Source organism: Streptomyces sp. SS8, from assembly GCF_054072955.1.
Map to the genome: position 1 here is coordinate 34073 of NZ_JBSVCZ010000026.1, position 26501 is coordinate 60573.

The 26501-nt window shown below is 74.3% G+C and carries 25 protein-coding genes; 3 read left to right on the forward strand and 22 right to left on the reverse strand.

Going from position 1 to position 26501, the window contains the following annotated elements:
* Window positions 1-80: 80 nt before the first annotated feature.
* Genes ACW69E_RS22510 through ACW69E_RS22520 form a run of 3 tightly spaced genes read right to left on the reverse strand, consistent with a single transcriptional unit; the run spans window position 81 to window position 3520 of the window.
* Window positions 81-1307 (reverse strand): sensor histidine kinase, encoded by a 1227-nt coding sequence (locus ACW69E_RS22510; RefSeq protein ID WP_457500093.1) that lies wholly within the window; start codon window positions 1305-1307, stop codon window positions 81-83.
* A 36-nt stretch (window positions 1308-1343) separates the two neighbouring features.
* A complete protein-coding gene (locus ACW69E_RS22515; RefSeq protein WP_457500094.1) occupies window positions 1344-2429 on the reverse strand; it encodes an SAM-dependent methyltransferase in 1086 nt (361 codons plus the stop codon).
* Entirely contained in the window at window positions 2426-3520 is a 1095-nt protein-coding gene (locus ACW69E_RS22520) for an NADH-quinone oxidoreductase subunit D (protein WP_457500140.1), read from the reverse strand. The genes ACW69E_RS22515 and ACW69E_RS22520 overlap by 4 nt, the downstream gene beginning before the upstream one ends.
* Before the next feature lie 238 nt (window positions 3521-3758).
* Between ACW69E_RS22520 and ACW69E_RS22525 the strand changes: the two genes are divergently transcribed.
* Window positions 3759-4310: a PH domain-containing protein gene (locus ACW69E_RS22525; RefSeq protein WP_457500095.1), complete on the forward strand. Its 552-nt coding sequence runs from the start codon at window positions 3759-3761 to the stop codon at window positions 4308-4310.
* A gap of 25 nt (window positions 4311-4335) precedes the next feature.
* On the forward strand, window positions 4336-5652 hold the full coding sequence (locus ACW69E_RS22530; RefSeq protein WP_457500096.1) for a PH domain-containing protein: 1317 nt from the start codon (window positions 4336-4338) through the stop codon (window positions 5650-5652).
* Between the two features lie 54 nt (window positions 5653-5706).
* Here ACW69E_RS22530 and ACW69E_RS22535 read toward each other — a convergent pair whose 3' ends face one another.
* From ACW69E_RS22535 to dacB, 15 genes are all read right to left on the reverse strand, one after another.
* Complete coding sequence (locus tag ACW69E_RS22535; RefSeq protein WP_457500097.1) at window positions 5707-6942, reverse strand: hypothetical protein; 1236 nt, start codon at window positions 6940-6942, stop codon at window positions 5707-5709.
* Between the two features lie 120 nt (window positions 6943-7062).
* Window positions 7063-8205 (reverse strand): hypothetical protein, encoded by a 1143-nt coding sequence (locus ACW69E_RS22540; RefSeq protein ID WP_457500098.1) that lies wholly within the window; start codon window positions 8203-8205, stop codon window positions 7063-7065.
* An 86-nt stretch (window positions 8206-8291) separates the two neighbouring features.
* Window positions 8292-8903, reverse strand: coding sequence for a class I SAM-dependent methyltransferase (locus ACW69E_RS22545; protein ID WP_457500099.1), 612 nt, complete (start codon window positions 8901-8903; stop codon window positions 8292-8294).
* Window positions 8904-8960: 57 nt separating this feature from the next.
* A complete protein-coding gene (locus ACW69E_RS22550; protein ID WP_457500100.1) occupies window positions 8961-10199 on the reverse strand; it encodes an amidase family protein in 1239 nt (412 codons plus the stop codon).
* A 102-nt stretch (window positions 10200-10301) separates the two neighbouring features.
* Entirely contained in the window at window positions 10302-10793 is a 492-nt protein-coding gene (locus ACW69E_RS22555; RefSeq protein WP_279950828.1) for a DUF3180 domain-containing protein, read from the reverse strand.
* Window positions 10794-10967: 174 nt separating this feature from the next.
* Window positions 10968-11564, reverse strand: coding sequence for a 2-amino-4-hydroxy-6-hydroxymethyldihydropteridine diphosphokinase (folK, locus tag ACW69E_RS22560; protein WP_457500101.1), 597 nt, complete (start codon window positions 11562-11564; stop codon window positions 10968-10970).
* Entirely contained in the window at window positions 11561-11920 is a 360-nt protein-coding gene (gene folB, locus ACW69E_RS22565; RefSeq protein WP_457500102.1) for a dihydroneopterin aldolase, read from the reverse strand. Before folB ends, folK begins: the two co-directional genes overlap by 4 nt.
* A 145-nt stretch (window positions 11921-12065) precedes the next feature.
* Window positions 12066-12554, reverse strand: a complete 489-nt coding sequence (locus ACW69E_RS22570) for a nuclear transport factor 2 family protein (RefSeq protein ID WP_457500103.1) — start codon at window positions 12552-12554, stop codon at window positions 12066-12068.
* Window positions 12551-13417 carry a dihydropteroate synthase gene (folP, locus tag ACW69E_RS22575; RefSeq protein WP_457500104.1) on the reverse strand — a complete coding sequence of 289 codons (867 nt, stop codon included), beginning with the start codon at window positions 13415-13417 and terminating at the stop codon, window positions 12551-12553. Before folP ends, ACW69E_RS22570 begins: the two co-directional genes overlap by 4 nt.
* A 119-nt stretch (window positions 13418-13536) precedes the next feature.
* Entirely contained in the window at window positions 13537-14142 is a 606-nt protein-coding gene (gene folE, locus ACW69E_RS22580) for a GTP cyclohydrolase I FolE (RefSeq protein ID WP_410537312.1), read from the reverse strand.
* A 127-nt stretch (window positions 14143-14269) separates the two neighbouring features.
* Window positions 14270-16312: an ATP-dependent zinc metalloprotease FtsH gene (gene ftsH, locus ACW69E_RS22585; protein WP_457500105.1), complete on the reverse strand. Its 2043-nt coding sequence runs from the start codon at window positions 16310-16312 to the stop codon at window positions 14270-14272.
* A gap of 280 nt (window positions 16313-16592) precedes the next feature.
* Entirely contained in the window at window positions 16593-17132 is a 540-nt protein-coding gene (gene hpt / locus ACW69E_RS22590) for a hypoxanthine phosphoribosyltransferase (protein ID WP_093657861.1), read from the reverse strand.
* 36 nt (window positions 17133-17168) lie between these two features.
* On the reverse strand, window positions 17169-18305 hold the full coding sequence (gene tilS / locus ACW69E_RS22595; protein ID WP_457500106.1) for a tRNA lysidine(34) synthetase TilS: 1137 nt from the start codon (window positions 18303-18305) through the stop codon (window positions 17169-17171).
* A 155-nt stretch (window positions 18306-18460) separates the two neighbouring features.
* Complete coding sequence (locus tag ACW69E_RS22600; RefSeq protein ID WP_457500107.1) at window positions 18461-19597, reverse strand: zinc-dependent metalloprotease; 1137 nt, start codon at window positions 19595-19597, stop codon at window positions 18461-18463.
* A 155-nt stretch (window positions 19598-19752) separates the two neighbouring features.
* Window positions 19753-21246 carry a D-alanyl-D-alanine carboxypeptidase/D-alanyl-D-alanine endopeptidase gene (dacB, locus tag ACW69E_RS22605; protein WP_457500108.1) on the reverse strand — a complete coding sequence of 498 codons (1494 nt, stop codon included), beginning with the start codon at window positions 21244-21246 and terminating at the stop codon, window positions 19753-19755.
* Window positions 21247-21368: 122 nt separating this feature from the next.
* Here dacB and ACW69E_RS22610 point away from each other — a divergent pair, with 122 nt between their 5' ends.
* Window positions 21369-21866, forward strand: a complete 498-nt coding sequence (locus tag ACW69E_RS22610; RefSeq protein ID WP_093657646.1) for an inorganic diphosphatase — start codon at window positions 21369-21371, stop codon at window positions 21864-21866.
* Between the two features lie 165 nt (window positions 21867-22031).
* Here the strand turns inward: ACW69E_RS22610 and ACW69E_RS22615 are convergent, their stop codons facing one another.
* From ACW69E_RS22615 to ACW69E_RS22630, 4 genes are all read right to left on the reverse strand, one after another.
* Window positions 22032-23756, reverse strand: a complete 1725-nt coding sequence (locus ACW69E_RS22615) for a threonine/serine ThrE exporter family protein (protein ID WP_457500109.1) — start codon at window positions 23754-23756, stop codon at window positions 22032-22034.
* Between the two features lie 183 nt (window positions 23757-23939).
* Window positions 23940-24578: a PadR family transcriptional regulator gene (locus ACW69E_RS22620; RefSeq protein ID WP_457500141.1), complete on the reverse strand. Its 639-nt coding sequence runs from the start codon at window positions 24576-24578 to the stop codon at window positions 23940-23942.
* 103 nt (window positions 24579-24681) lie between these two features.
* Window positions 24682-25245 (reverse strand): DinB family protein, encoded by a 564-nt coding sequence (locus ACW69E_RS22625; RefSeq protein WP_457500110.1) that lies wholly within the window; start codon window positions 25243-25245, stop codon window positions 24682-24684.
* A 193-nt stretch (window positions 25246-25438) separates the two neighbouring features.
* Complete coding sequence (locus ACW69E_RS22630) at window positions 25439-26278, reverse strand: helix-turn-helix domain-containing protein (protein WP_457500111.1); 840 nt, start codon at window positions 26276-26278, stop codon at window positions 25439-25441.
* Window positions 26279-26501: the final 223 nt, after the last annotated feature.

A 26501-nucleotide genomic window follows, 5' to 3' on the forward strand; every position in this document is an offset into this window, starting at 1 on the left:
CTGAGGCGGGGCGGGTGAGGGCGGGGCGGGTGAGGGCGGGACGGCGGCAGTGGCAGGGGGCGCGCTCCGCGCGGGGCCGTTCACGCGGTGCTCTTCAGCGGCAGCACCGCGCTGATCCGGAAGCCGCCGCCGGGCCGGGGCCCGGCGTCCAGGCTGCCGCCGACCATGCCGACGCGCTCGCGCATGCCGATCAGTCCCTGGCCGAGCCCGTCCAGCCCGCCGACCTCGTACAGCTCCCGCTGCGCGCCGCGGCCGTCGTCCTCGGCCAGCAGGGTCAGATCGTCGGCGCCGTAGGTCAGCCGCACCGTCGCGCCGACGTCGGGGCCGCCGTGCTTGCGGGTGTTGGTCAGCGCCTCCTGCACGATGCGGTACGCGGTCAGCTCGACGCTGCTGGGCAGCGGGCGGGGGGTGCCCTCGATGCGGAAGTCCACGGTCAGGCCCGCGCCGCGCACCTGCTCCACCAGGTCGGCGAGCTGCTCGACACCGGGCTGGGGCACGTACTCGCCGCCCTCGGAGTGCTCCCCGGTGCGCAGCACGCCCAGCAGTCTGCGCATCTCCGACAGCGCCTGGCGCCCGGTGCCGGAGATGGTCTCCAGCGCCTGCCGGGCCTGCTCGGGCGCGGTGTCCATGACGTAGGCGGCGCCGTCGGCCTGGACGACCATCACCGAGACGTTGTGCGCGACCACGTCGTGCAGCTCGCGCGCTATCCGGGCCCGCTCGGCGGCGACGGCGACCTTGGCCTGTGCCTCGCGCTCGCGCTCCAGGCGGGCGGCCCGCTCCTCCAGCTGCGCGTAGTAGGCGCGCCGGGTGCGCAGCGAGTCGCCCATCACCCAGGCCAGCAGGAAGGTGGCGGTGAGGAAGACCGTGCCCAGCACCGCGGCGGCGGTGCCCTGGCCCTCGTTGGGCCAGCGCAGGGTGTGGACGGTGGGCGCGGCCAGCGCGCCGGCGAGCGCGAAGCGGGAGGCCCAGCGGACGTTGCGGGAGGCGCTGGTGAAGACGATCACCAGCAGGGCGAAGTTGGCCGGCACCGGGAACGCGCCGGTCACCACCTCCGCCAGTCCCGCCCCGGCGGCCAGCAGCAGCATCTTCTCCGGCGCCCGGCGCCGCAGGGCCACCACGGCGCACAGGGCCAGGACGATCGGGACGGAGGCGGCCTGCTGCACGTCCCCCTGCCCCAGCGACCGGGCCGACGGCGGATGCGTCATGATCCCCACGAGCCAACCGGCCGACAGCACCAGCAGGACGGCGGCCCACGCCCCGTCGACGAGGGTGGGGTGCCTGCGTAGGAACTCGTAGAGCCGGTGCACATAACCCAGCGTAAACAGACCGGGTACGCGCGGGGGTCAACCGGACGGCCGATCCCCCGCCTCCCCGTGTACTCCCCAGGGTGGAGGCAGCGGGATCCCGCGGGGCTGGAGCAGCCAGGTGAAGGCGCCCAGGCCCGCCGGATCGGTCAGCTCGGCGGCCTCGCCGGCGCGGCCCAGCAGCCGTACGTACGCGGCCGGGTCCTTCGACGCCAGGGCGAGCGGCGGCCGCGCGCCGCTCACGCCCAGGGCGCGCAGCGCCTCGCGCTGGGTCAGCGGCAGACCCGGGCCGGTCGCCGGGGCCCCGGCGCGCTCGGCCTCCGCCGCGCACGCGTCGAGGGCGACATGGGCGGTCAGGTCGCACCGGCCGTCGGGGACGGGCCGCACCTCGCGGCCCTCCCGGTAGCCGGTGAGGGTGCCCAGCGGGGGGCGGGCGGCGCGGGTGTGGGCGTAGTCGACGGCGACGGCCAGCCCGCGCTCCAGGCAGGACACCGCCCGCGCCCAGGCCGCGTCGCGGGGGCGGCCGATCTCCGCGCGCAGTCCCGGCTCGGGCGGCAGCGGCCACCAGCGGGCCAGCCACCGGGCGTCCTCGCCGCGCACCGGCCCGCCCGGGTGCTCGGTGCCGTCGGCGTCCACCAGGACGTACCGGGGGACGCCGTCCCCGCCGGTCTCGGCGATGTCCAGGGGGACGTCGTCCAGCCACTCGTTGGCGAACAGCAGCCCGCTCACGCCGCGCGGCGGGTCGGCGGACCAGGCGACGGCCGGGTCGAGCCCCTCCGGCCGGGGAGCGCGTTCGACGGCGTGGGGGCGCACCCGTGCGGCCAGATCGCCGGGCTGCCCGGACAGCGCCGCCAGTACGCCGGTCAGCAGTTCGCCGCGGCCGGCGCCGTAGTCGATCAGCGCCAGTTCGGCGGGGTGCCCCAGCGCCTCGTCCACGCGCCGCAGCAGCTCGGCCACCGCGCCCGCGAACAGCGGCGAGGCGTGCACGGAGGTGCGGAAGTGGGCGGCGGGGGCGTGGCGTACGAAGAAGCCCTCCGGGCCGTAGAGCGCCTCCCCGGCCGCCTCCCGCCAGCGTCGCGGGCCTTTCGCCGTTCCTCCTGCCGCCCCCGCCGCCTGCCGTCTCACTTGTCGATGTCGCCGACGACGAAGAACATCGATCCCAGGATCGCCACCATGTCGGACACCAGCGTGCCCGGCAGCAGCTCGGAGAGCACTTGGACGTTGTTGTACGAGGCCGAGCGGAGCTTGAGCCGGTACGGGGTCTTCTCCCCCCTGGAGACCAGGTAGTAGCCGTTGATGCCCAGCGGGTTCTCCGTCCAGGCGTAGGTGGCGCCCTCCGGGGCCTTGAGCACCTTGGGCAGTCGCTGGTTGACCGGGCCGGGCGGCAGCCCGGCGAGGCGGTCCAGGCAGGCGTCGGCGAGGTCGAGGGAGTTGCGGGTCTGCTCCAGCAGCACCTCGAAGCGGGCCAGGCAGTCCCCCTCGGTGCGGGTGACGACCCGCAGCACGTCCGCCAGCTCCCCGTACGCCAGGTAGGGCTCGTCGCGGCGCAGGTCGAAGTCCACGCCGGAGGCGCGGGCGATGGGACCGCTCACCCCGTAGGCGTGGACGGCCGCGGGGTCGAGCACGCCCACGCCGCGGGTGCGGCCGCGGAAGATCTCGTTGCCCAGGACGAGCCGGTCGTAGGTGCCCAGCTTCGCGCGGACGGCGGCCACCGCCTGCCGGGTGCGGCCGAGCCAGCCCGCCGGAAGGTCCTCCTTGAGGCCGCCGACCCGGTTGAACATGTAGTGGATGCGTCCGCCGGAGACCTCCTCCATGACGCGCTGGAGGTCCTCGCGCTCGGTGAAGGCGTGGAACATGGGCGTGATGGCGCCCAGTTCCAGCGGATAGGAGCCGAGGAACATCAGGTGGTTGAGGACCCGGTTCAGCTCCGCCAGCAGGGTGCGCGCCCACACCGCCCGCTCGGGGACCTCCATGCCCAGCATCCGCTCGACGGCCATGACGACGCCGAGTTCGTTGGAGAAGGCCGACAGCCAGTCGTGGCGGTTGGCCAGGACGATGATCTGCCGGTAGTCGCGCGCCTCGAACAGCTTCTCCGCGCCCCGGTGCATGTAGCCGACCACCGGCTCGGCCGAGCCGATCCGCTCCCCGTCCAGTACGAGCCTGAGCCGCAGCACGCCGTGGGTGGAGGGGTGCTGGGGGCCGATGTTGAGCACCATGTCGGTGCTCTCCGCCGCGCCGCCGACGCCGACGGTGGTCACGGCCGCGGTGCTCCCGGCGGACCCGGGGCGCTCGGCGGGCACGGCGGACTCGGCGGTGGTACCGGGATCGCTCATGGCCACCAGTCTGGCAGTCCGGCAGCTCCGCCGGGAGGGGCGCCGCCCTCTCCCCTCTCCTGCCTCCCTCTCCTCCCCGCGGTGGATACGCGCTGTCACCACCGCCGCCTACCCTTGCCGTATGAGTCAGCTGACAGGGGGACCGGCCGGCGAGGGGACCGGGCGGGCCGGACACACCGGGGAGGCCGGGGAGACCGGAAGGCCCGGGGACGCCGGGCGGTGGCGCGGCGTCGAGCGCGGGCTGCTGCGGATGCGCAGGACGCTGCTGACGGCCGTGTCCGTGCCGCTCGTCGTGGTGCTGGGCCCGGTCCTGTGGCTGACCGCCGGTCCGTGGTGGGCCGTACTCGCCGCGGCGCCGGCGGCGGTGGCGCTGTGGGGGTGGCGGGCCGTCGCCCGCAACTGGGCCTCCTGGCGGTACTCCGAGCGCGACGACGACCTGCTGATCGAACGCGGGGTGGTGTGGCGCGAACTGACCGTCGTGCCCTACGGCCGGATGCAGCTGGTGGAGGTCACCTCGGGGCCTCTGGAGCGGCACTTCGGACTGGCCCGGGTGCAGTTGCACACCGCCGCGGCGACGACCGACGCGCACATACCCGGGCTCGCCCCGGAGGAGGCCGAGCGGCTGCGCGAACGGCTCACCGAGCTGGGCGAGGCCCGTTCGGCGGGGCTGTGACGGGCCCGGCCGCGAGGGGGCTGTGATGGCACTGCTCCAGCGCCCCGAGGGCAGGCGGCTGCACCCGGTCACCCCGTGGCGGCGGGCGTGGGCGCCGCTGGCCGCGCTGTTCGCCTTCGCCGCGCAGGACCCGGAGCGGGCCCGGCAGGGCGTGGAGTCGCTGACGGCCGGCCGGCTGCTGGCGGCCCTGGCGCTGGTGCTGCCCGCGGCGGCCGCGTACGGCTTCCTGTCCTGGTGGATGACGAGCTACACGGTCACCGAGACGGAGCTGCGCATCCGCACCGGCCTGCTGTTCCGGCGCGTGGCCCACATCCGCCTGGACCGCCTCCAGGCGATCGACGTGGGGCGTCCCCTGCTGGCCCGCGTCGTGGGCGTGGCCAAGCTCAAGCTGGACGTGGTCGGCGCGGACAAGAAGGACGAGCTGGCGTTCCTGGGCGAGCGGGAGGCCGTCGAGCTCCGCGCCGAGCTGCTGGCGCGGGCCGCGGGGATCGCGCCCGAGGCGGCCGCGGAGGCGGGCGAGGCGCCCGCCCGGGAGCTGGTGCGGGTCGGCACGCGGATGCTGGTGGTCTCACTGCTGCTGCTCGGCAGCGTCTGGGGCTCGCTGGCCGCGGCGGTGGCCGTGCCCGCGCTGATCTGGTGGGCGAGCGGCAGCCTCTGGCCCGCCCTGGCGGTGGCCGTTCCGCTGCTCAGCGGTGTGTGGCGCAGCGGTGTGGGCCGCTTCCTCACCGAGTTCGACTGGGCCGTCGCCGAGTCGCCGGACGGGATACGGCTGGACCACGGGCTGCTGGACCGCGCCCACGCCACCGTCCCGCCCGGCCGCGTCCAGGCCGTCCGGATCGTCGAGCCGTGGTTGTGGCGGCGGCGCGGCTGGGTCCGGGTGGAGCTGGACGTGGCCGCCGGGGGCAACGAGGGCGGCCTGCTGCTGCCGGTCGCCACCCGTGAGACGGCCCGGGGCGTACTGGCGCGGGTGCTTCCCGGCCTCGACCCGGCCGAGGCGGCGGCGTCACTGGCGCCGGTGCCGCGCCGGGCCCGCTGGGTCGTCCCGCTGTGGTGGCGGGGATACGGCCACGGGGTGACGCAGACGGTGTTCGCCTCCCGCAAGGGGCTGCTGTGCCGCACGCTGTCGCTGGTCCCGCACGCCAAGGTGCAGAGCGTCCGCCTCACCCAGGGCCCCTGGGACCGGGCCTTCGGGCTGGCGGACGTCCACGTCGACCACGGCGCGAACGGCACGGTGGCGGCCCGGCTGCGGGCGGTGGAGGAGGCCCGTGCGGTGGTGGCCGCCCAGGCGGGGCGCTCCCGTACCGGGCGCCGCCGGGCGCGCCCGGAGCGCTGGCTCACGTAGGCGCGCCGGGCGGGCGCACAGGAGACGCGGGAGGCGCGGGACGCGGCGGGCGGATCAGGCGGACCGGGCGCGGCGCAGGCCCCTGAGCGGGCCCGCCGTCCGCGGCGTGCCGCCCGCTCCCCTGCCGCCGGCCCTCCTGCCCTCGGCTCCCTTGCCGTCGGCGCCCGTACCGCCGTTCCCGGCGGTGGGGGCGGAGCCTTCGTCCCCGCTCTCCTCGTCGCCGGGTTCGCCCAGGTCGATGACCTTGCCCGCGACCGCGGGCGCGGGGGTGCGGGCCGGGGCCTCGGGGGCGGTGCCGGAAAGGGGGGCGTCACCGGGGTCGCCCGGGCTGGCCGGGTCCTCCTCCTGGTCGGAGGACGGTCCGGCCGCGGGGCCCTGCGTCCCCGGCGTCCTGCGCCGCTTCCGGGCGCCCTGAGTGCCCTGGGTGCCGAAGAAGTCGAATCCGCCGCGCCTGGGGGCGCCGCTTCCGCGGCTCTCGGGGCTCTGCCCCTGCCCGTGCGGCTCCCCCGCCCCCGCCGTACCGCCCTGCCGCGGCGGCCGCGGTGCCTGCCGCGTCGCCTGCTCCGGCCGGGTCAGCTGGGGCTGCTGAGACTGCCCGGCCTGCCGGGTCTGCGGTGCCGGCTGGGAAGCGCCCGGCTCAGGAGCCGGTACGGCCGCGGCCCCGTCCCGCTCCTCCCCCGCCTCGCGCTCCCGCTGCCGGGCGGCGTTGAGCCGCAGCCGCCTGAGCGCCTCGTCCGCCTGGAGATAGGTGAGCGGTGTGGGCGCGCCGGACGCCCTGCGGTGGTCGGCGGCCCCGGTGGTGAGCGCCTTCGCGGGCCCGGCGGCCTCCAGTGCGAGCTGCCGCCGCCCCTCCAGGGCGCTGGCCCGCTCGGTCTCGGCGGTGGCGTACCGGCGCAGCAGCGCGGCATGCTCGGTGCGCAGCCTCTCCAGCTCGGCGCGCTTGCTCCGGAGCGTGTCCTCCGCCTTCCGGTGGATCTCCAGGGACTCCTCCAGCTCGGTCTCCAGCTCGGCCTGGCGCTCCTCGGCCCGCCACTCGGCCGTGGCCTTGGCCGCCCTGACCTCGCCGACCCGCCGGCCGGCCTGGCGGTCCCACCGCCGCAGCAGCACGGCCCCGGTGACGGCGGCCGCCGCGGCCGCGGCGGCCAGGAGGCGCAGGGCCACCGCCTCCGGGTCACTCGCGTCGCCGATCAGCCAGGAGACCGCGGCGCTGGCGAGCGCGACGGCCGCCACGGCGGACGGCACGAGCATCCGGTGCAGGGGCGGCGCGTGGCGGTGGCGTCCTCGTGGCATGGCCTGGAATTTACCTTGTATGCCGCCTCCCGAGGCACCGTCCGTCCCCCATTCGTTATCGGAGGGGCACCGGTCGTCACGGCCGCGCCCCGGGGCCGACGGGCACCGGACGGCCCGGGTTCACTCCCGGCGCCGGACCGCCAGCGAGGAGACCACCACGACCACGGTGAGCACGGCGATGGCGCTGACCACGGCCAACCGCTCCGCCGGGCCCAGGGTGTTGTTGGACTCGTGGGCGAAGTCGTACCAGACCAGCACGGACTGGAAGAGCGCGATCGCCGTGAAGACGAACAGCAGCCGGTTGCGGCGCTCGTCCCGCCGGTACTGCGTCATGTTGCGGTGGAAGTCGAGGATGTCGCGCAGCGACTGGAGCTGGACCTCCAGCACTCCGCGCTCGCGTTCCATCGCCCACCGCTCCATGGCCGCGTCCACCACCACCGCGCCCGCGTTGACGGTGTAGCGGCTCTCCTCCAGGCGCACCATGTCGCGCAGGGCCAGGTCCTTGCTGAGCTTGAGGGAGGCGGTGAACTGCCGGTCCACGTCCGCCACCCGGTTCCAGCGGGTGTCGTTGAGCCCGAGCATCCGGGCCGACACCAGGCGGTTGGCCTCGTCCACCGCGATCCACTCGCTGGTGGCCGCCATCACGCCCTCCAGCACCTCGTTGACCCGGTGCCGGGGCAGGCGGACGAGGGTGGTGAAGCCGTCGCCGAAGCGCACGTACGCGTCGTCGTGGATGCGGCGCTCCACACCGTAGACGCGGGTGGCGCCCGGTTCCTGGCCGCGCGGCGGGTCCGTCAGGACCCGGTGCCACCACAGCAGCCGGCCGGGGTCCATCTCCGCCCCGTCCACGGGATCGACCAGCCCGGTGGCGAGCATGTGCTCCGAGACGCTCTCCGTCCACCGCGCCACGTGCGGGTTGACCCGCTCCACCAGCTCGCGCTCGCGGCGGTGCATCTCCTCCTTGTCCGGCACCTCCACGGTCTGCATGACATAGCAGTAGCCGCTGGGCTCGAAGCGGCACCACAGCAGCCCGGCGCCCTCCAGGTCGACCGTGCCGACGGTCCTCTTGCCGCTGAGCCGGGAGCCGCCGGTGGACATGTGGTAGTCGAACAGCAGCGGGGAGTCCGGCCCGTCGGCCTGGGGCGAGAAGCCCGGCACGGCCGCCGTGACCGCCTCCCTCAGCGCCCTGCCGACCTCGCCCCCGAAGGTGTTGGCGCACAGCCGGAACCGCATGAGGAACGGTGCGATGAGTACCACCTGCACGACGCCAGGACCCCCCGTGTCACTCCTGTGTCACCCGCCCGCGTCCGGACCGCGCGTACGACATGCCCGGCGCGTACGGCCGGGGCTCACCCGGGTGCGGTGAACAGCGTCCACTCCCCGTGCCCGGCGCGGCCCTCCTCGGCCGTCCACCCCTCGCCCAGCAGCCGGTGCATCCGCCCGGGCGGCACGTACAGCGGCGTCCCCGCGCGGAAGGACGTGCACCACAGCAGCTGGCCGCCGGGCCTGAGCACCCGCACGATCTCGGAGGGGTTGAAGACCCCGTTGAGCGACACTACCAAGGGAACACGCCCCGTTCCCAGGGGTAGTGACCGTACGTCGGCCGCCACCCAGCGCACCCCGGGCACCTCCACACGGCGGCGCAGCATCTCCAGGCTCAGGTCGCAGGCGACCACCGACGGCACGGCCGAGGCGACCGCCGCCGTCGCCTCACCGGTGCCGCAGCAGATCTCCACCGCCCACTGGGCGGGGCGGACGCGGCGCAGCCCCTCGCGGACGGGGAGGTCGTATCCGCGCTGCTCGTCGGTCCACTCCCGCCACTCCTCGGCCATCCGGTCGTAGGAGGCGCGCAGGCCCTGCCACGCGGCCCGGTCCTCCGGGTTCTCCAGCAGACGCTCCTGGAAGCGGCGGCTGGGGTGGGCCTCGGCCTTCAGGTCCGGTGGTTCCAGGATGTCCTCCATACACGGACCATAACCGGGGGCGCGCGCCGTTGGGCAGATGGCGCCCACGGTACCGGTTCACGCCCTGCCGGGCGCCCGTACCACCAGACCCGCGCCCTCGGCCGCCCGCACCACCGAGGCGAGCAGCGCCTCCCCTCCCCTGGCGGCCACGATCTGGAGCCCGGCCGGGCAGCCGTCACCGGTGAAACCCGCCGGAACGCTGACCGCCGGGTGGCCGCTGAGGTTGAAGGCCCAGGTCAGTGCCGTGCTGTACCGGTCTCCCGGCCCGTCGTGGCCGTGGGGCCGGTTGGGGGTGGCCGGGGTCAGCAGCAGCCGGCCGCCGGCGAGGAGCGCGTCCAGGCGCGCGTCGTTCTCCGCCCGCGTCCGCTCCGCCGTCGTCCGGTCCGCCGTCGTCCGCCCCGCCGCCGTCCGGCCCCCGCCGGAGCTTCGCAGGGCGAACCACGCCGGGCCCGGATCCAGCAGCACGGCCCGAGCCACCGGCGGCTCCAGGCGTACGGCGCCCGCCTCGATCAGACCGTCCACCGCCGCCCTCGCCACCCGGGCGACCTCCGGGTCGCTCTCCGCGAACCCCAGATCCGGCGACCACACCGCGGCCACCGGCCCTCCGGCGCTCTCACCGGCGCTCCGGACGGGCACACCGGCCACGCACTCCAGCCATGCCGCGAGGTCCGCGGCGCACCGGACGAGGACACCGGGCGCGGCCAGGCCCGAACGGTCCGCCACGGGCAGCAGCCCGTTGGTGGTCTTCAGCCCGAGCACCCCGCACCACGCCGCCGGGATGCGCACCGAACCGGCGCCGTCGACCCCGGTGGCCACCGGCACCATCCCGGCCGCGACCGCCGCCGCCGAACCGGCGGACGACCCGCCCGGCGACCGGTCCGGCCGCCAGGGGTTGGCGGTACGGCCGCCCGCGCCCAGGCCCCAGGTCCGCCACGGCGTACCGGGCCCGGGCACGGAGGTCGCCCCGACCGGTACGCATCCGGCCGCCAGCAGCCGCCCGACCGGCCCGGCGGACGCCCGGGCCGGTCGGGCGGCGGCGTCCTTCGCCCCCGCCTTCACTCCGACCGGCACCCCGGCCAGCGGCAGCCGCTCCCCCGCCGCGACCCGGCGGTCCACCTCGGCCGCACGCGCCCGCGCCCGGTCGGCCCACACCTCGCGGAAGGCGCGCAACGACGGCTCCAGCCGTGCGATCCGGCCCAGCGCCGCCTCCACCACCCCGGCGGCGGACACCTCGCGCCGCGCCACCGCGCCGGCGATCGCCACCGCCGGCAGCCCCGCGTATGTCTCCCCGTCCATCACCGGCCCCCGGATCCTCGGCTCCCGGATCCTCGGCTCCCGGATCCTCAACCCCGGGCCCTCGGCTCCCAAGCCTCCCGGACCCCGGGCCCTCCGGATCCCTCAGGCCGCCGCGGCCGCCGGGGGCGGGGGCTCCTCGTCGTCCTCCGGGAGCCTGCACACCCGCTGGAGGAAGACGGCCGCCACCACCACCGCCGCGCCCGCCAGCACCGACAGGCCGGCGTAGACCGCCTGGTCCCGGCGTGCGGGCACGTCCATGGCGCCGAAGAGCAGATAGACGCCCGCGCCGCCGTACGCGCCCGCGGCCAGGGCGGCCACCAGCGCACTGGCCTGCCCGAGGACGACGGCGCGGGCGGCCATCATCGGCTCCACGCCCTTCGCGCCGGGCCGCCGCTCGCGCTGGGCGCGCAGCCGGGCCCGGATCGACAGCGCGGTGGCGGTCAGGACCGTGGCGATCACCGCGAGCACGATCGGGGCCGCGACGGGCACGGCGGGCAGGGTGCCCAGCGCGTCCCACATCCGGGCCCCTGCCCAGGACAGCACCAGCGCGAGCGCGAAGATGCCGGCCAGCGTTCTGATCCGTAGTTCCCTCACGGGACTCCCCACGTCACTCGGCGCTCCCCGAGGGGGCACCGTCCAAACAGCACCGTCGAAACCGCGTCGAAGCCGTTGCGGCCGCCGTTACGGCCGTTGAGGAACCTTGCCCGTACGGCACCGTCCACACTCCCGGACCCGCCGGCCCCGGCAGGCCCCGGCGGCCCCCGCCGGTCAGTCCGGCAGGCTCAGTTCCAGGTCCTCCCGGCGTGCCACGCCCTCCCGGCCCACGGCGTCCAGCAGGCCGGCCACCGGGCCGCGCCCGGGGACCTCGGCCCCGGGGTCCACATCGTGCCACGGCGCCAGGACGAAGGCGCGCTCATGGCACCGGGGGTGCGGCAGGGTCAGTTCCGGGTCGTCGGAGACGACGTCCTGGTACGCCACGATGTCCACGTCGATCGTCCGCGGACCCCAGCGCTCGTCGCGGACCCGTGCGTAGGCCTCCTCGATGGCGTGGGCCCGCTCCAGCAGCGAACCGGGCGGCAGGGTGGTCTTGAGCAGGATGACGGCGTTGAGGTAGGAGGGCTGGCTGCCCGGCTCCACGCCCCACGGCTCGGTCTCGTACACCGGGGAGACGGCCTTGACCCGCACCCCCGGGGTCTCCTCCAGCGCGTCGACCGCCCCCTGGAGCGTCTCCATGCGGTTGCCCAGGTTGCTCCCGAGCGCCACGACGGCGCGCTTGGGGTTGTGCAGGGTCACATCGGCGGCGTCCACCTGGTGCACCACCGAGGCGGGCACCGGCTGTACGGTCGGGTCGCTGTTCGGCGTCATACGCGGCTCCGCTTGATGGTGATGGTCACGTCGTCGAACGGGACGGTGACGGGGGCCTCGGGCTTGTGGACGGTGACCTCCACCTCGCGCACCGCCTCGTGCGTCAGGCACTGGTCGGCGATCCGCTGGGCGAGGGTCTCGATCAGGTCGACAGGCTCGCCGCCGACGATCGCGGCGACCTCCTCGGCGACGATGCCGTAGTGCACCGTCCTCGTGAGGTCGTCGTCCGCGGCCGCGGGGCGGGTGTCCAGGCCCATCGCCAGGTCCACCACGAAAGTCTGTCCCTGCTCCCGTTCCCGCTCGAACACCCCGTGATGCCCGCGGACCCTCAGTCCGCGCAGCGCGACACGGTCCACGCGCTCTCACTCCCGTCGGTCGTACGGATGCGGCGGCGGGCCGGCGGCGTCCACGCCCCGCACCCCGGTGTCCGGCGGGACCGGCGCCGGATCCTTGCCGGCGCCGGTCCCGCCGGACACGGGAGCCACTCTCTCAGACCGGCGCTCAGAGCAGGGTCCCGCCCTCGCCGTCGATCCCCTCGCCCCCGCCGTCCTCGTCGTCGTCCTCGTCCTCGACGAGCACCGGGGAGCCGTGGTGCGCCCACACCCGCCACCGGCCGTCCTCGGCCCTGCGGAAGACGTTGGTGGCGACCACCAGCCCGCCGACCAGGGGCCCGGCCGAGCCGTCCTCCTCGGCGGGGCCGCCGCTGAGGATGTTCTCGGTGCAGGTGACCAGGGCGGTGTCGCCGGCCACGGAGACCCCGACGTCGGTCAGGAAGAACTGGATGTACTCGGTGTTGGCCATGATCAGCGCGTACGAGCGCAGCACCTCGTCGCGTCCGGTGAGCACCGGCCAGCCCGGGTGCACGACGCTGACGTCGTCGTGCAGCCAGGTCTCGGCCAGGGCGTCCAGATCGCCGCGCTCCACCGCGTCGTACAGCGCGGCGTTGGCCGCCTCCACGGCCTCGACGTCCGTACGGGCCTCTCCGCTCACCTGGCTCCCTCCAGGGCCCGGGCCACCCGGACCGCGTCCGCGCTCGCCCGCACCTCGTGCACCCGTACCGCCCAGGCGCCCTCGCGCGCCACGAGCGCCGAGACCGCGGCGGTGGCCGCGTCCCGCTCCCGGGCGGGCGGCACCTCGCCGCCTTCGCCCGCCAGCACCCGGCCCAGGAACCGCTTCCGGGAGGCGGCGACCAGCACCGGCCGTCCCAGCTCCCGGCGCAGCCGGGCGGTGGCGTCCACCAGGGCCAGGTCGTGGGCGGCCTGCTTGGCGAAGCCCAGCCCGGGGTCGACGACGATCCGCTCCGAGGCGATCCCGCCGGCCACCGCCTGCTCCAGAGCGGCGCGCAGTTCGCCGATCACCTCGGTCACGGTGTCGGTGTATACGGCCCGGTCGTTCATGTCGATGCTCTGGCCACGCCAGTGCATCACCACGTACGGCACCCCGGCGGCGGCGACCACCGGGACCATGCGCGGGTCCGCGCGCCCGCCGCTGACGTCGTTGACCAGCCGGGCCCCGGCCTCCACCGCCCGCTCGGCGACGGACGCCCGCATGGTGTCCACGCTGATGACCACGCCCTCCCGGGCCAGTTCGCGCACCACCGGGACGACCCGGCGCAGCTCCTCGGCCTCGTCCACACGGGTCGCGCCGGGCCGGGTGGACTCGCCGCCCACGTCGATCAGGTCGGCGCCCTCGGCGACCAGGGCCAGACCGTGCTTGACCGCGGCCCCGGTGTCGAACCAGCGGCCTCCGTCGGAGAAGGAGTCCGGCGTGACGTTCACCACGCCCATGACCGCGCACCGGTCCCATGCCGGCAGTCCGGCCACTTCCCCGCGGGGGACGCGCAAGGTACTCATGCGCTCCAGCGTAGGCGCTCCGCGGGCGCCTCCCCGCCACCGCCCCGTCGGGCGGCGCGCGGCCGACCGGGGCCGGTCAGCGGCCGGCCGGGGGGTCAGTGGTCAGCCGGGATCAGCGGTCAGCGGGCCATGATCAGGCTCATCGCCTCGGCGCGGGTGGCGGAGTCCCGGAGCTGGCCGCGGACCGCGGAGGTGATGGTCTTGGCCCCGGGCTTGCGGACGCCGCGGACCGTCATGCACATGTGCTCGCACTCGATGACGACGATCACGCCGCGCGCCTCCAGGATCTCCATCAGGGAGTCGGCGATCTGCGTCGTCAGACGCTCCTGGACCTGGGGGCGGCGGGCGAAGACCTCCACCAGCCGGGCGAGCTTCGACAGGCCGGTGATCTTGCCGGAGTCGGCCGGGATGTAGCCGACGTGCGCCACCCCGTGGAAGGGCAGCAGGTGGTGCTCGCAGGAGGACAGCAGCTCGATGTCCTTGACCAGCACCATCTCGTCGTGACCGAGGTCGAAGGTGGTGGTCAGCACGTCCTCCGGCCGCTGCCGCAGGCCCGCGAATATCTCCCGGTACGCCCGGGCCACCCGGGCCGGCGTCTCGCGCAGGCCCTCGCGGTCGGGGTCCTCGCCGACCGCGATGAGCAGCTCCCGTATGGCGTTCTCGGCACGCTTCTCGTCGAACTCTCCGACGGAGCCCTCGCCCTCCAGCGTCACCGGGTCGATCATGTGGTCCTCTTTCTCGATTGCGGATGGCGAAAAGCCGCGCCCCTCCGGTAGTCAACCGGAGGGGCGCGGCGGGCATTCCTCGGGGTCCGTTCACCACCGGCCCGGGGGCCGGCGCCGAAAGCCTGTGTCAGCTCTCCGGCCGGGGCTCGTCGGACGGCAGGCGGGTCTCCTTGGAGAGCGCGGTGTCCGTCGGGCCGATCTCCTTGCCCTTCTCCTGACCGGGCTGCGTGCCGTTGGTCAGGGCCAGCTCCTTGGGGGTGGAGACCGGCGGGCGGGTGGAGGGCATCCGGCGCGCGGAGCCCGTCCAGGCCGGGCGCGGCGGGCGCTTGACGATCGGCCGGAAGATCTCGGCGATCTCCTCCTTGCCGAGGGTCTCCTTCTCCAGGAGGGCCAGCACCAGGTTGTCCAGGACGTCCCGGTTCTCGACGAGGATCTCCCACGCCTCGTTGTGGGCGGTCTCGATCAGTTTCTTGACCTCCTCGTCCACCAGCCCGGCGACCTCCTCGGAGTAGTCGCGCTGGTGGCCCATCTCCTTGCCCAGGAAGGGCTCGGAGTTGTCGGAGCCGAACTTGATCGCGCCCAGCCGCTCGGTCATGCCGTACTGCGTGACCATGGCGCGGGCCGTGGCGGTCGCCTTCTCGATGTCGTTGGCGGCGCCGGTGGTCGGGTCGTGGAAGACCAGTTCCTCGGCCGCGCGCCCACCCAGCATGTAAGCGAGCTGGTCGAGCATCTCGTTGCGCGTGGTGGAGTACTTGTCCTCGTCGGGCAGGACCATCGTGTAGCCCAGCGCCCGGCCGCGGGAGAGAATGGTGATCTTGTGGACGGGGTCGGAGTTCGGTGAGGCCGCCGCGACCAGGGCGTGACCGCCCTCGTGGTACGCGGTGATCTTCTTCTCCTTGTCGCTCATGATCCGGGTCCGCTTCTGCGGTCCGGCCACGACGCGGTCGATCGCCTCGTCCAGGAAGTGGTTGTCGATCAGCTTCTTGTCGCTGCGCGCGGTGAGCAGCGCGGCCTCGTTGAGCACGTTGGACAGATCCGCGCCGGTGAAGCCGGGGGTGCGGCGGGCGACCGCGGACAGGTCCACGTCGGGCTCCATCGGCTTGCCCTTGGCGTGCACCTTGAGGATCTCCAGACGGCCCTGCATGTCGGGGCGGTCCACGGCGATCTGCCGGTCGAAACGGCCCGGGCGCAGCAGCGCCGGGTCGAGGATGTCCGGGCGGTTGGTGGCGGCGATCAGGATGACGCCGCCCTTGACGTCGAAGCCGTCCATCTCGACCAGCAGCTGGTTCAGCGTCTGCTCGCGCTCGTCGTGGCCGCCGCCCATGCCGGCGCCGCGGTGGCGGCCGACGGCGTCGATCTCGTCGACGAAGACGATCGCCGGGGCGTTCGCCTTGGCCTGCTCGAACAGGTCGCGCACCCGCGAGGCGCCGACGCCGACGAACATCTCGACGAAGTCGGAGCCGGAGATCGAATAGAACGGGACGCCCGCCTCGCCCGCGACGGCGCGCGCGAGCAGCGTCTTGCCGGTGCCGGGCGGGCCGTAGAGCAGCACGCCCTTGGGGATCTTCGCGCCGACGGCCTGGAACTTGGCGGGCTCCTGGAGGAACTCCTTGATCTCGTGGAGTTCCTCGACCGCCTCGTCCGAGCCGGCGACGTCCGCGAAGGTCGTCTTGGGGGTGTCCTTGGTGATCAGCTTCGCCTTGGACTTCCCGAAGTTCATCACCCGGGAGCCGCCGCCCTGCATCTGGTTCATCAGGAACAGGAAGACGATCACGATCAGTACGAACGGCAGCAGCGAGAGCAGCATCCCGAGGAACGGGTTCTGCTTCTGCGGCGAGACGGTGTAACCGTCCTTGATCTGCCCGTCCTGGTACTTGGACTGCAACTGCTTGGCCAGATCGACGCCCTGCTGGTCGATGTAGCTGGCCTTGATCTTGTCGCTGCCCTCGATCTTCGTGCCCTCGGTGAGCTCGACCTTGACGGTCTGCTCGTCGCCGGTCGTCAGCTCGGCGGACCTGACCTTGTTCTCGTTGATCGCCTGCACGACCTGGCCGGTGTCCACCGTCTTGTAGCCGCCGGACGAGCCGACGACGTTCATCAACACGACCACGGCGAGGGCTGCCAGCACGATCCACATGACGGGACCACGGAAGTAGCGCTTCACGTCCATCCACACGGGGCGGCGCGCGCCCCGTCCCTCCTGCCACAGTGAGGCACCGCGACCTCGGGTGAGATCGCCTGTGCGTACGGTGTATTACTCCGGCTTGCTCGGCCTACGAACGGATTGCCCCAACAGACCGACCTTCGGACGGTACCCCAGGATCACGGCCCGAAGCACTGCCGAGGCGGGTGCCGCCGGCGGACGGTGGGCAACATCCCCGTCCGCCCGTTCCAACGCCGGGGGACCCCCCGAACGTTCCCGGACGGCACCCCGGGCCCGTCCCGGCCCGTCAGCCTCCGTAGACGTGCGGCGCCAGCGTCCCCACGAACGGCAGGTTGCGGTACTTCTCCGCGTAGTCCAGCCCGTAGCCGACGACGAACTCGTTGGGGATGTCGAAGCCGACCCACTTCACGTCGATCGCCACCTTCGCCGCGTCCGGCTTGCGCAGCAGGGTGCAGACGTTCAGCGAGGCGGGCTCGCGCGAGCCGAGGTTCGACAGCAGCCAGGACAGCGTCAGGCCGGAGTCGATGATGTCCTCGACGATCAGGACGTGCCGCCCCTTGATGTCGGTGTCCAGGTCCTTGAGGATGCGGACCACGCCGGAGGACTGGGTGCCCGCGCCGTAGGACGACACCGCCATCCAGTCCATGGTGACCGGCGAGGACAGGGCCCGGGCGAGGTCCGCCATGACCATCACCGCGCCCTTGAGGACCCCGACCAGGAGCAGGTCCTCACCCTCGTACTCCGCGTCGATCGCCTCCGCCAGCTCGGCCAGCTTCGCGTCGATCTCTTCCTTGGTGATGAGCACCGACTTGAGGTCGGCGCCCATGTCCTTGTCGTCCACCCTGCTGCTCTCGGTCGGGGATCACACTTGCCGGATGACCAGTGTGCCACCCTGCCTCCGGGCGGCCACCCGGCCGGGCAGGCTGATGGCCCGCTGGCCGTGCCACTCGGTGACCAGCCGGTCCATCTCCTCGATGTGGCGGGCGAACAGCGAGCCCGCCGGGGAACCGGCCGCGACCGCCGCGCGGCGCAGCACACGCCGGCGGACGGCGGGCGGCAGGGCGCCGAGCCGGGCGGCGTCGAGGGCGGATCCGGACTCCCCTGTGAGATCCGCGACATTCGCGACATCGCCGCCCCCGCCGGTCCGAGCCGCCGGCCGGGGCGTCCGCCGGGAGGGCGGAAGCTCCGCACGGACCTCCCGCTCGGCGTCGCGGGCCCAGGCGTCGAGGGCGTCGGCGTCGTCCCGCGAGAGCTGCGCGGTGCGGGCCAGGGCCTCGACCACGCCCTTGCCGAGCGCCTTCTCCAGGGCCGGCAGTGCGTCGTGGCGCACCCGGGAGCGGGTGAACGCGGGATCGGCGTTGTGCGGGTCGTCCCAGACCGGCAGCGACTGCACCATGCACGCCTTGCGGGTGGTCTGCCGGTCCACGGTGAGGAACGGCCGCAGATAGCGGTGCCCGAGATCCCGGCGCCCGGCCGGCGAGCCGGACACGGCGGCCATTCCGGACAGCGAGCGGGTGCCGGAGCCCCGGGCCAGGCCGAGCAGCACCGTCTCGGCCTGGTCGTCGCGGGTGTGCCCGAGGAGGACCGCGGCGGCGCCGAGGCGGTCGGCGGCCTCGTCGAGGGCGGTGTAGCGGGCGGTGCGGGCGGCGGCCTCGGGGCCGCCTTCGCGGCCGACGGCCACGGTGAGGGCCTCGGCCGGTTCGAGGGAGAGCTCGGCGAGGCGGCAGACGACCTCCCGGGCCCGGTCACCGGAGCCGGGCTGCAGGCCGTGGTCGACGGTGAGGCCCCCGGCGCGCAGGCCGAGGCGGGGAGCCTCGAAGGCGAGGGCGGAGGCGAGCGCCATCGAGTCGGCGCCGCCGGAGCAGGCGACGAGTACGAGCGGAGGGCGCCGGCGCGGGGCGGAGGGACCGGCCGGGGCGCCGGGGGCGTCCTGGAGTACGTCACGGAGTGTGCGGCGAACCGCCAGGCGTATCGCGGCGACCGCGGGGTGGGGACCCATGTCCGTTCACTTCCTCGGGGAGTCGTGGCCGCGCAGTCGATGACTACGCTGAGTGCGTCGATGGTGACAGAGAAGTGCCGTATCCCTGAGCATCGCACGCGCACCCGCCGCCCACGGTCCCTCGTAAGAGTGATTGTCCCGGCGTCCGGCGGTCATCAGTCCGCTTTCCGGTGCACCCTCGCGATCCACTCCGCCGGCTCGGCGATCTCCGCCCTGGTGGGCAGCGTGTTGGGGGAGGTCCACACACGGTTGAAGCCGTCCATCCCGACCTCCTCGACCACCACCCGCACGAACCGCTCGCCGTCGCGGTACTGGCGCAGCTTGGCGTCGAGCCCCAGCAGCCTGCGCAGCGCCTGGTCGAGGCGGCCCGCGCCGGCCGCGCGGCGCTTCTGGAACTTCTCCCGGATCTCGGCGACCGTCGGCACCACCTGGGGGCCGACGCCGTCCATCACGTAGTCCGCGTGCCCCTCCAGCAGCGACATCACCGCGGTGATGCGGCCCAGGACCTCGCGCTGCGCGGGGGTCTGCACCAGCTCGACGAGGCTGTGCCCCCCGTCCGGCTCCCCGCCCTCGCCGGGCTCCGGGCGGCCGCTCCCGGCCAGCGACTGGACGGCCTCGCGCAGCCGCTCCAGCAGCGCTGAGGGCTCCATGTCGGTCTCCCCCAGGAAGGCGTGGATCTCCCCCTCGATGTGGTCGCGCAGCCAGGGGACGGCGGAGAACTGGGTGCGGTGCGTCTCCTCGTGCAGGCACACCCACAGCCGGAAGTCGTGCGGGTCGACGTCCAGCTCCCGCTCGATGTGCACGATGTTCGGCGCGACCAGCAGCAGCCGCCCGCCGCCCTCCCCCGGGGCCCCCGGCAGGTCGCGGGTGGGCGGGGCGAAGGTCTCGTACTGGCCCAGGACGCGCGAGGCCATGAACGACAGCAGCATCCCGACCTCGACGCCGGTCACCTTGCCGCCGACCGCGCCGAGCACCGCGTTGCCGGGGCCGGCGCCGCGCCGCGCCCGCATCTTGTCCAGCAGCGGCGACAGCAGCTCGCGGAAGCCCGCCACGTTCGCCCGGATCCAGCCGGGCCGGTCCACGACGAGCACGGGGGTGTCCGCCGCGCCGTCGGGCGTCATCCGCGTGAAGCCGCGCACGTGCTCCTCGGCCGCCGCGGCGTGCCGCCGCAGTTCGGCGACGGCCTCCCGTGCCTCCTCGCGGCTCACTTCGGGCCCGGGCTTCACGAGCCGGGTCGCGGTCGCCACCGCGAGATTCCAGTCGACCATCTCCACACCACCGAGGCTCGTCATGACTTCACCGTACGTGCCGGTGCCCCCGAACGGGAGCGGACCGGTGCCCGGGCAAGGGTGCCCGCGCGGGCGGCCCGTCACGCCTGCCCGGGGGGCGGGGGCCGTGACGGGCCGGGTGGATTCCGGAGGGGCCCGGGGCGGAGCGGCCGGGCCGGTCAGCGGCAGCCGCAGCCGGCCAGGGTGGCGGCGAGCCGGTCCAGGGCCTCGTGGGCGCCGTAGCGGTCGGTGGTGCCCGACGCCGTGAACGCGAAGGCCAGGAGCCTGCCGTCGGCGTCCACGACCGTGCCCGCCAGGGTGTTGATCCCGGTCAGCGTGCCGGTCTTGGCGCGGACCAGGCCCGCTCCGGTGCGGGTCGCCCCGTCGTCGTAGCGGCCGCCGAGCGTGCCGCTGAAACGGGCCACGGGCAGCCCCGTCAGCGCGGACCGCAGTTCGGGGCGGGCGGGATCGGCCGCGAGGACCAGCAGCCGGGTCAGCAGGCCGGCCGAGACCCTGCCGGACCGGTCCAGCCCGCTGCCGTCGGCGAAGCGGGCGCCCTTCAGCGGCAGCGTCCGGTCGTACCCGGCGAGCTGCGCGCGCACCGCCCGTCCGGCTCCGGCGAAGCTCGCGGGCTCGCCGCGCGCGACGGCGGTCTGCCGGAAGAGGGCCTCGGCGATGTCGTTGTCGCTGTGGAGCATCATCCGCTCCACCAGCTCCGCCAGCGGCGCGGAGCGGTGGACGGCCAGCTCCTCGGCGCCCCGCGGCGCCCTGCGGGCGCGGCCGGGGTGTCCGGGACCCTCGGTTCCGACGCCGCGTTCGCGCAGGCGGTCGGCGAAGATCACGGCGGCGTCCCGGGCCGGGTCGCCGGAGCGGGGGGCGGGCCCGCGGGTGCTGTCGTCGAGGCGGCCCTCGTTCACCATCAGCGCGCTGACCGGCGCGATGTTCTCGTTCGGCCCGATCGGGTGGCGGGCGGGCCCGGAGTAGAGCGAGACGTCGTAGGCCGGCTCGACCCGCTTCACACCGCGCTCCCTCAGCTCCCGGGCGGTGGCGTCGGCCAGCCGCCGCAGCGCGGCGGGGGTGACCGTGGGGTCGCCGCCGCCGATCAGGAGGACCCGCTCTGCGTCCGCGTCCCACACCACCCGGGTGGGGATGCGGTGGTCCGGCCCGAGGGCCGACAGGGCGGCGACCGCCGTCGCGATCTTCACGGTGGAGGCGGGCGCGACGCCCCGGCCGGCCCGGGCGCCGTACAGCTCCCGCCCGGTGGCCACGTCCACCACCGAGGCGGTACGGAGCGTGCCCAGGACGCCGTCCTCCAGCAGTGGCCGGAGCGCTTCGGCGAGCGCGGCGGGGTCGGGGGCGGGCGCCTCGCCCGGCTCCGGCCCGGTCTTGCCGGCGGCCTCCTCTCCCCGGCCGCCCCTGCCGTCCCGGCCCTCCCCGGCGGGGGTGGCGCCCAGGGCGGTGAGCACCTCGGCGGCGCTGGGCGCCGGGGCGGGGCCGCCGGCGAGGCCCCCTCCCGTGTGGTCCGCGCCACTGCCGCGGTCCCAGGAGGCGGCGCGGGCCCGCTCGGCCGTACGCTGGCCGGAGTCCCAGGGTCCGGCGACGGCCACAGCCGCCACCGCGACCGCGAGTCCGGCGGCGGCGGAACCGGCCACCACCCGCCATGTGTCCCGCACCTCGGACCAGCCCCTTTCGCGACCACACACCTGCGTGAGGGACACTTAACCACCACATCGCCGCTCTCCGGGGGAAGCCCCCGGGCCACTGACGAGTGCTGAAGCATACGGAGGAGTCTCCCTTGGAGTTCGACGTCGTCATCGAGATCCCGAAGGGTTCGCGGAACAAGTACGAGGTGGACCACGAGACCGGTCGCATCCGGCTCGACCGGCACCTGTTCACCTCCACCGTGTACCCGGCCGACTACGGCTTCGTCGACAACACCCTGGGTGAGGACGGAGACCCGCTGGACGCGCTGGTGCTGCTGGAGGAGCCGACCTTCCCCGGCTGCATCATCAAGTGCCGGGCGATCGGCATGTTCCGCATGACGGACGAGGCCGGCGGCGACGACAAGCTGCTGTGCGTGCCCGCGTCCGACCCGCGCATGGAGCACCTGCGCGACATCCACCACGTGAGCGAGTTCGACCGGCTGGAGATCCAGCACTTCTTCGAGGTCTACAAGGACCTGGAGCCCGGCAAGTCCGTCGAGGGCGCGGACTGGGTCGGCCGTGCCGACGCCGAGGCCGAGGTCGAGGCATCGATCAAGCGCCTGGAGGCCTCGGGCGGCGGCCACCACTGAGCCCGCCGGGTCCGCCGCGGGCGGACCCGGTCCGGCTCCCCGTGCCCCGGGGCGTACGCGGCCGCCGTGCCGTGTACGCCCCGGGGCACGGACCGTTTCCGGGACGTGCCCGTTCGCGGCGCGGTGCCCCGTCGTGCGGGCGTGCCCCGCCCGCACGGGCCGGGATCAGAAGCCGCGGGTCCGCTTGGCCGCGCGCCGCCCCGGCAGCGGGGCCTCCCGGCCCGGCGTCTTGATGAACAGGCGGGCCAGTTCGTTCCCCAGGTTGACGCCGATCGCGATCGCCAGCGCCAGGGCCGCGGCCCTGGACAGGTTCGGCAGACCGTGGTCCAGGTCCCCCTGGGCGATGCCGATCAGCCCGAAGTAGATGGCGCTACCGGGCAGCAGCGGCCCGATCGCCGCCGTGATGTACGGCAGCGCCGAGACGAACCGGTAGCGCGACATCAGCTGCCCGAACAGGCCCACCAGGCCCGCCGCCGCCGCGGTCGCCGCGACGGGGTCGATCCCGCCGGTGTCGGCCATCGCGCCGTACACCAGCCAGGCGACGCCGCCGTTGAGCGTGGCGAGCAGCACGGTGGAGCGCTCCTGCTGGAGCAGGACGCAGAAGGTCAGCGCCAGCAGCATCGCCGCCAGGAGCTGGATCAGCGGCCGGCTGCGGATGTCCAGGCCCTCCGGGTCGAACTGGGCGCCCATCTCGGCGCCGATGTAGAGCACCAGCAGCACACCGCAGACGATGCCGACGACCAGGTAGACGACCTCCAGCAGACGGGCCGAGGCCGTGATGTAGAAGCCGGTCAGCCCGTCGTGCACGGCGGCCACCAGCGCTCTACCGGGGATCAGCGGGAACAGGCCGCCGGTGACGACCGCGGAGGCCCTGATGTCCAGGCCGAGGTCCGCGGCGAACAGCCGCACCAGCACCCCCAGCACCGCGGGCGGCATCGCCGCCGCCACGAACTGGTAGAACTCCGGCATCCCGCGCTGGGAGAAGAACCAGGCGAGCCGGTCGCCGAGCATCGCGCCGAGCGCGGCCAGGAGGAAGACCAGCCAGCCACCGCCCACCAGGGTGGACGCGGCGCCCGCCAGCAGGCCGCTGGCGACGGTGAGCGTGCCCTTGGAGTACGGGTGCCGGTTGCGGCGGATCTCGGCGAGGCGGCCGTAGGCCTCCTCCAGCGTCACGTCGCCGTCGGTGATGTCGGCCACCAGGCGGTAGACCGCCGACAGCCGGTTGTAGTCGGTGCCGCGGCGGCGGACCGTACGGCTCAGCGAGACCGGGTCGTCCACCAGGGACGGCTGGTAGGTGATCGTCAGCAGGGTGAAGGTGACCGTCGGTTCGCAGCGGTCCAGCCCGTACGCGTGGGCCACACCGAACATCGCCGCCTCGACGTCCTCGGCGCCCTCGCCGCCCGCGAGCAGCAGCTCGGCGATACGCAGGGTCAGGTCGAGCACACGGGGCGCCGACGGCCCGGTGTCCGCGTCCTCCTCGTCGGTGCGCCGGGGCCGTTCGGGTATCGGCCGCTCCCCCAGCGGCATCCGGACCATGGTGCGCATCCGGTCCTGCCAGGGCGCGCCCGGCCGCACCAGGTTGTTGATCACCGGGATGCCCTCGGGCGGGGTGAAGGCGGATCCGGGCTCGAAGGCCGACGCCTTGCGCACGCCCTCGGGCACGGCGAACTCGGAGGTGGGGTGCTCGTCCTCCGGCTGCGGCGCGGGGGCCCTCAGCCCCTCGGGGACGGCGAACTCGGAGGTGGGATGCTCGTCCTCGGAGTACGGGGACGCCAGCGGTACGCCGGAGGGCGGGGCGAAGGCGCTGTGGGTCTCCTCCGGTGCGGACCTGCGGTCCTCCGGACGGCCGGTCTCGGTCACCGTGCTGTTCCTCGTGGTCTCCAGGGCCAAGCTCGTCGCTCCTCACGCCTCCAGTCGTCTTCTCGCACGGACGTCAGGCTTCCCGTTCCGGGCGGGATATGTCCGTTCCTCCTCAGCGAGGATACGGCCGGGCACCCTTCCGGAAGGGGGCGTGAAGGTGGCCGTCGGGTGTGAGATGCGTTGCAGGCGCCGGAGCGCGGCGCCTGCGCCGCGTCAGTCGCGTGGGCGGTCGTGCGGACGCTCCGCGTAGGGGTTCTCCACCCCCTCGGGCAGCACCTCCACCGACCGCTCGCCCTCGCCCGCCATCACGTACGCGCCCCTCTCCAGGCGCTCGATCAGGCCCCGGGCCCACTCCGCGCCGCCGGCGGCGTTGTGCACCCACAGCCTCATGATCTCGCCGATGTGGCCCCACTCCTCCGGGGCGCCCGGGGGCGTCCACTCCGCGGCGACCTCGGCGCTCCACTCCTCCAGCGCCGCCACGCGCCGCCCGAGCAGTTCGATCGCCTCCCGGCGCGGCAGGTCGACGATGAGGCCGACCCCGGCCGTGAGCACGTCCGGCTTCTCGTCGTGCGCCGTGAGTGCCCAGCGCAGCAGCCGCTGGTACTCCGCCTCGCCGGCGGCGGTCAGCTCGTACTCGGTGCGCGGCGGGCCGCCGGCCGTGCTCGGCTCGGTGTCGTGGGCGGTCAGCAGGCCCTGCTTCGCCATCTGCTTGAGCGCGTGGTAGATCGACCCCGGCTTGGCGCTGGACCACTGGTGCGCGCCCCAGAACTCCAGGTCGTTGCGGACCTGGTAGCCGTGTGCGCGCCCGTGCTGGCGGACCGCGCCCAGCACCAGCAACCGGATCGCCGACACCGCCGACACCACCGTCCCCTCACCGACCCACCGGTTCGCCGGTCCTCCCGGCGTCCGCCGCCGACCAGCGTAGACGGGCGGCGGCGGGCGCGGGCGCGGGAGGTCACCGGAAGGACGACCAGTCCGGCTCCGGCAGCGCGCCCGTGGCGAAGACCAGGTCGAAGGCGCCCTTGCCGTCGATCGTCTCGCGGATGATGTCGGCGTGCCCGGCGTGCCGGGCCGTCTCCTCGATCTGGTGGAGCAGGCCCCAGCGCCAGGAGCGGGGCCCGCCCTCGTCCCAGGGCATCTTGGGGGCCTCGAAGGTGTCGTCGAGGGAGGGCAGCGCCCGGACGGCCTCCTCGGTCTCGCGCGCCACCCGCCCGTAGAGGTCCAGCAGTTCCTCGACCGTCTCGTCGTCCCTGACGGCCAGGCTGTCCTCCCAGCCCTTCAGGCTGGTCCTGAAGTCGAAGGGCTCGCCGCGCATCATCGCCAGCGCACCGCGCTCCCCCACCGCGACGTGCTTGAGGATGCCGGCCAGGGAGAAGGCGCTGACGGTCGGCCTGCTGCGCGCCTGCTCGTCGGTGAGGCCGTGGAGGGCCCGGCGGATGCCGCCTCGCTGGGCCTCCAGATAGTCGAGCAGGGCTCCGCGCTCGTCGCCGCGGTTCTCGGAAGCGACAGGAACGGGCATGGGGGGTCTCCTCACACATCGGTCGGTCATCGGGCCGTCTTTCCGGCCCCTTCACCGATAACGACGCTATGAGGTCTTGGGGACGGCTTCTGTCCTCAACGTCCTCCCGGCGCGTCCTCCGGCCGGTCCTCCCTCCCTGCGCCGGCGGCGTTCCGCGCACCCCGGCCGGGACGCCGTCCGCCGGCCGGGCCGGTCAGATCTGCCCGCGGACCCGGTGGAGGAGGGCGCGGCTGTCCTCCGGGCCGAGGCTGTCCCGCAGCAGACGGTCGAGGACGTCCTCGTACTGGGCGACCTCCTCCGGCTTGTCGACGTAGAGGGCGCTGGTGAGGTGCTCCAGGTAGACGATGTCGGAGATCTCCGACTCGGGGAAGCGCAGCAGCGTGAAGGCACCGCTCTCGGCCGGGTGCCCGCCGGTGTCGAACGGCATCACCTGAAGGGTGATGTGGGGCAGCTCGGAGAGTTCCGCGAGGTGCCGCAGCTGGGCGTCCATCACCTCGCGGCCGCCGTAGGGCCGGCGCAGCGCGGCCTCGTCCAGCACGCAGCGGAACTCCGGGGCCTGCTCGGACAGCAGCAGCTTCTGGCGCTCCAGGCGCAGGGCGACACGGCGGTCGACCTCCTCCGGCGACAGCCCCGGCCGGTGGCCACTGGTGACGACCGCCCGCGCGTAGTCCTCCGTCTGGAGCAGCCCGGAGACGAACTGCACCTCGTAGACGCCGATGTGCGAGGCCGCGCCCTCCAGGCCGACGTACGTCTGGAACCAGTTCGGCAGCACGTCGCTGTAGTTGTGCCACCAGCCCGCGACGCTGGACTCACGGGCGAGGCTCAGCAGCGGCTCGCGCTCGGCCTCGTCGGTGATGCCGTACAGCGTGAGCAGGTCCGCCACGTCCCGCGCCTTGAAGCTCACACGCCCCAACTCCATGCGGCTGATCTTCGATTCGGAGGCCCGGATGGAATATCCGGCCGCCTCCCGGGTGACCCCGCGGGACTCGCGGAGCCGCCGCAGCTGGGAACCGAGCAGGATGCGGCGCACCATGGACCCACTCGACCCGTTGGCCCCGTTCACTCCGTTTTTCACCGGGAATGCTCCTGTTTGTGTTCAGCTCTCCACCCCTGCACCAGTGCAGTCTGCCACCAATGCCTTCGTTGTGTGCCCAGGCGGTTACACAGAATCGAAAGTCCTTCGTGCACGTGCATCTGCCCTTGCATCTGCTGTGGGCATTGGGAACCATGGGGAAAGCACAAGTGCAAGCGGGATC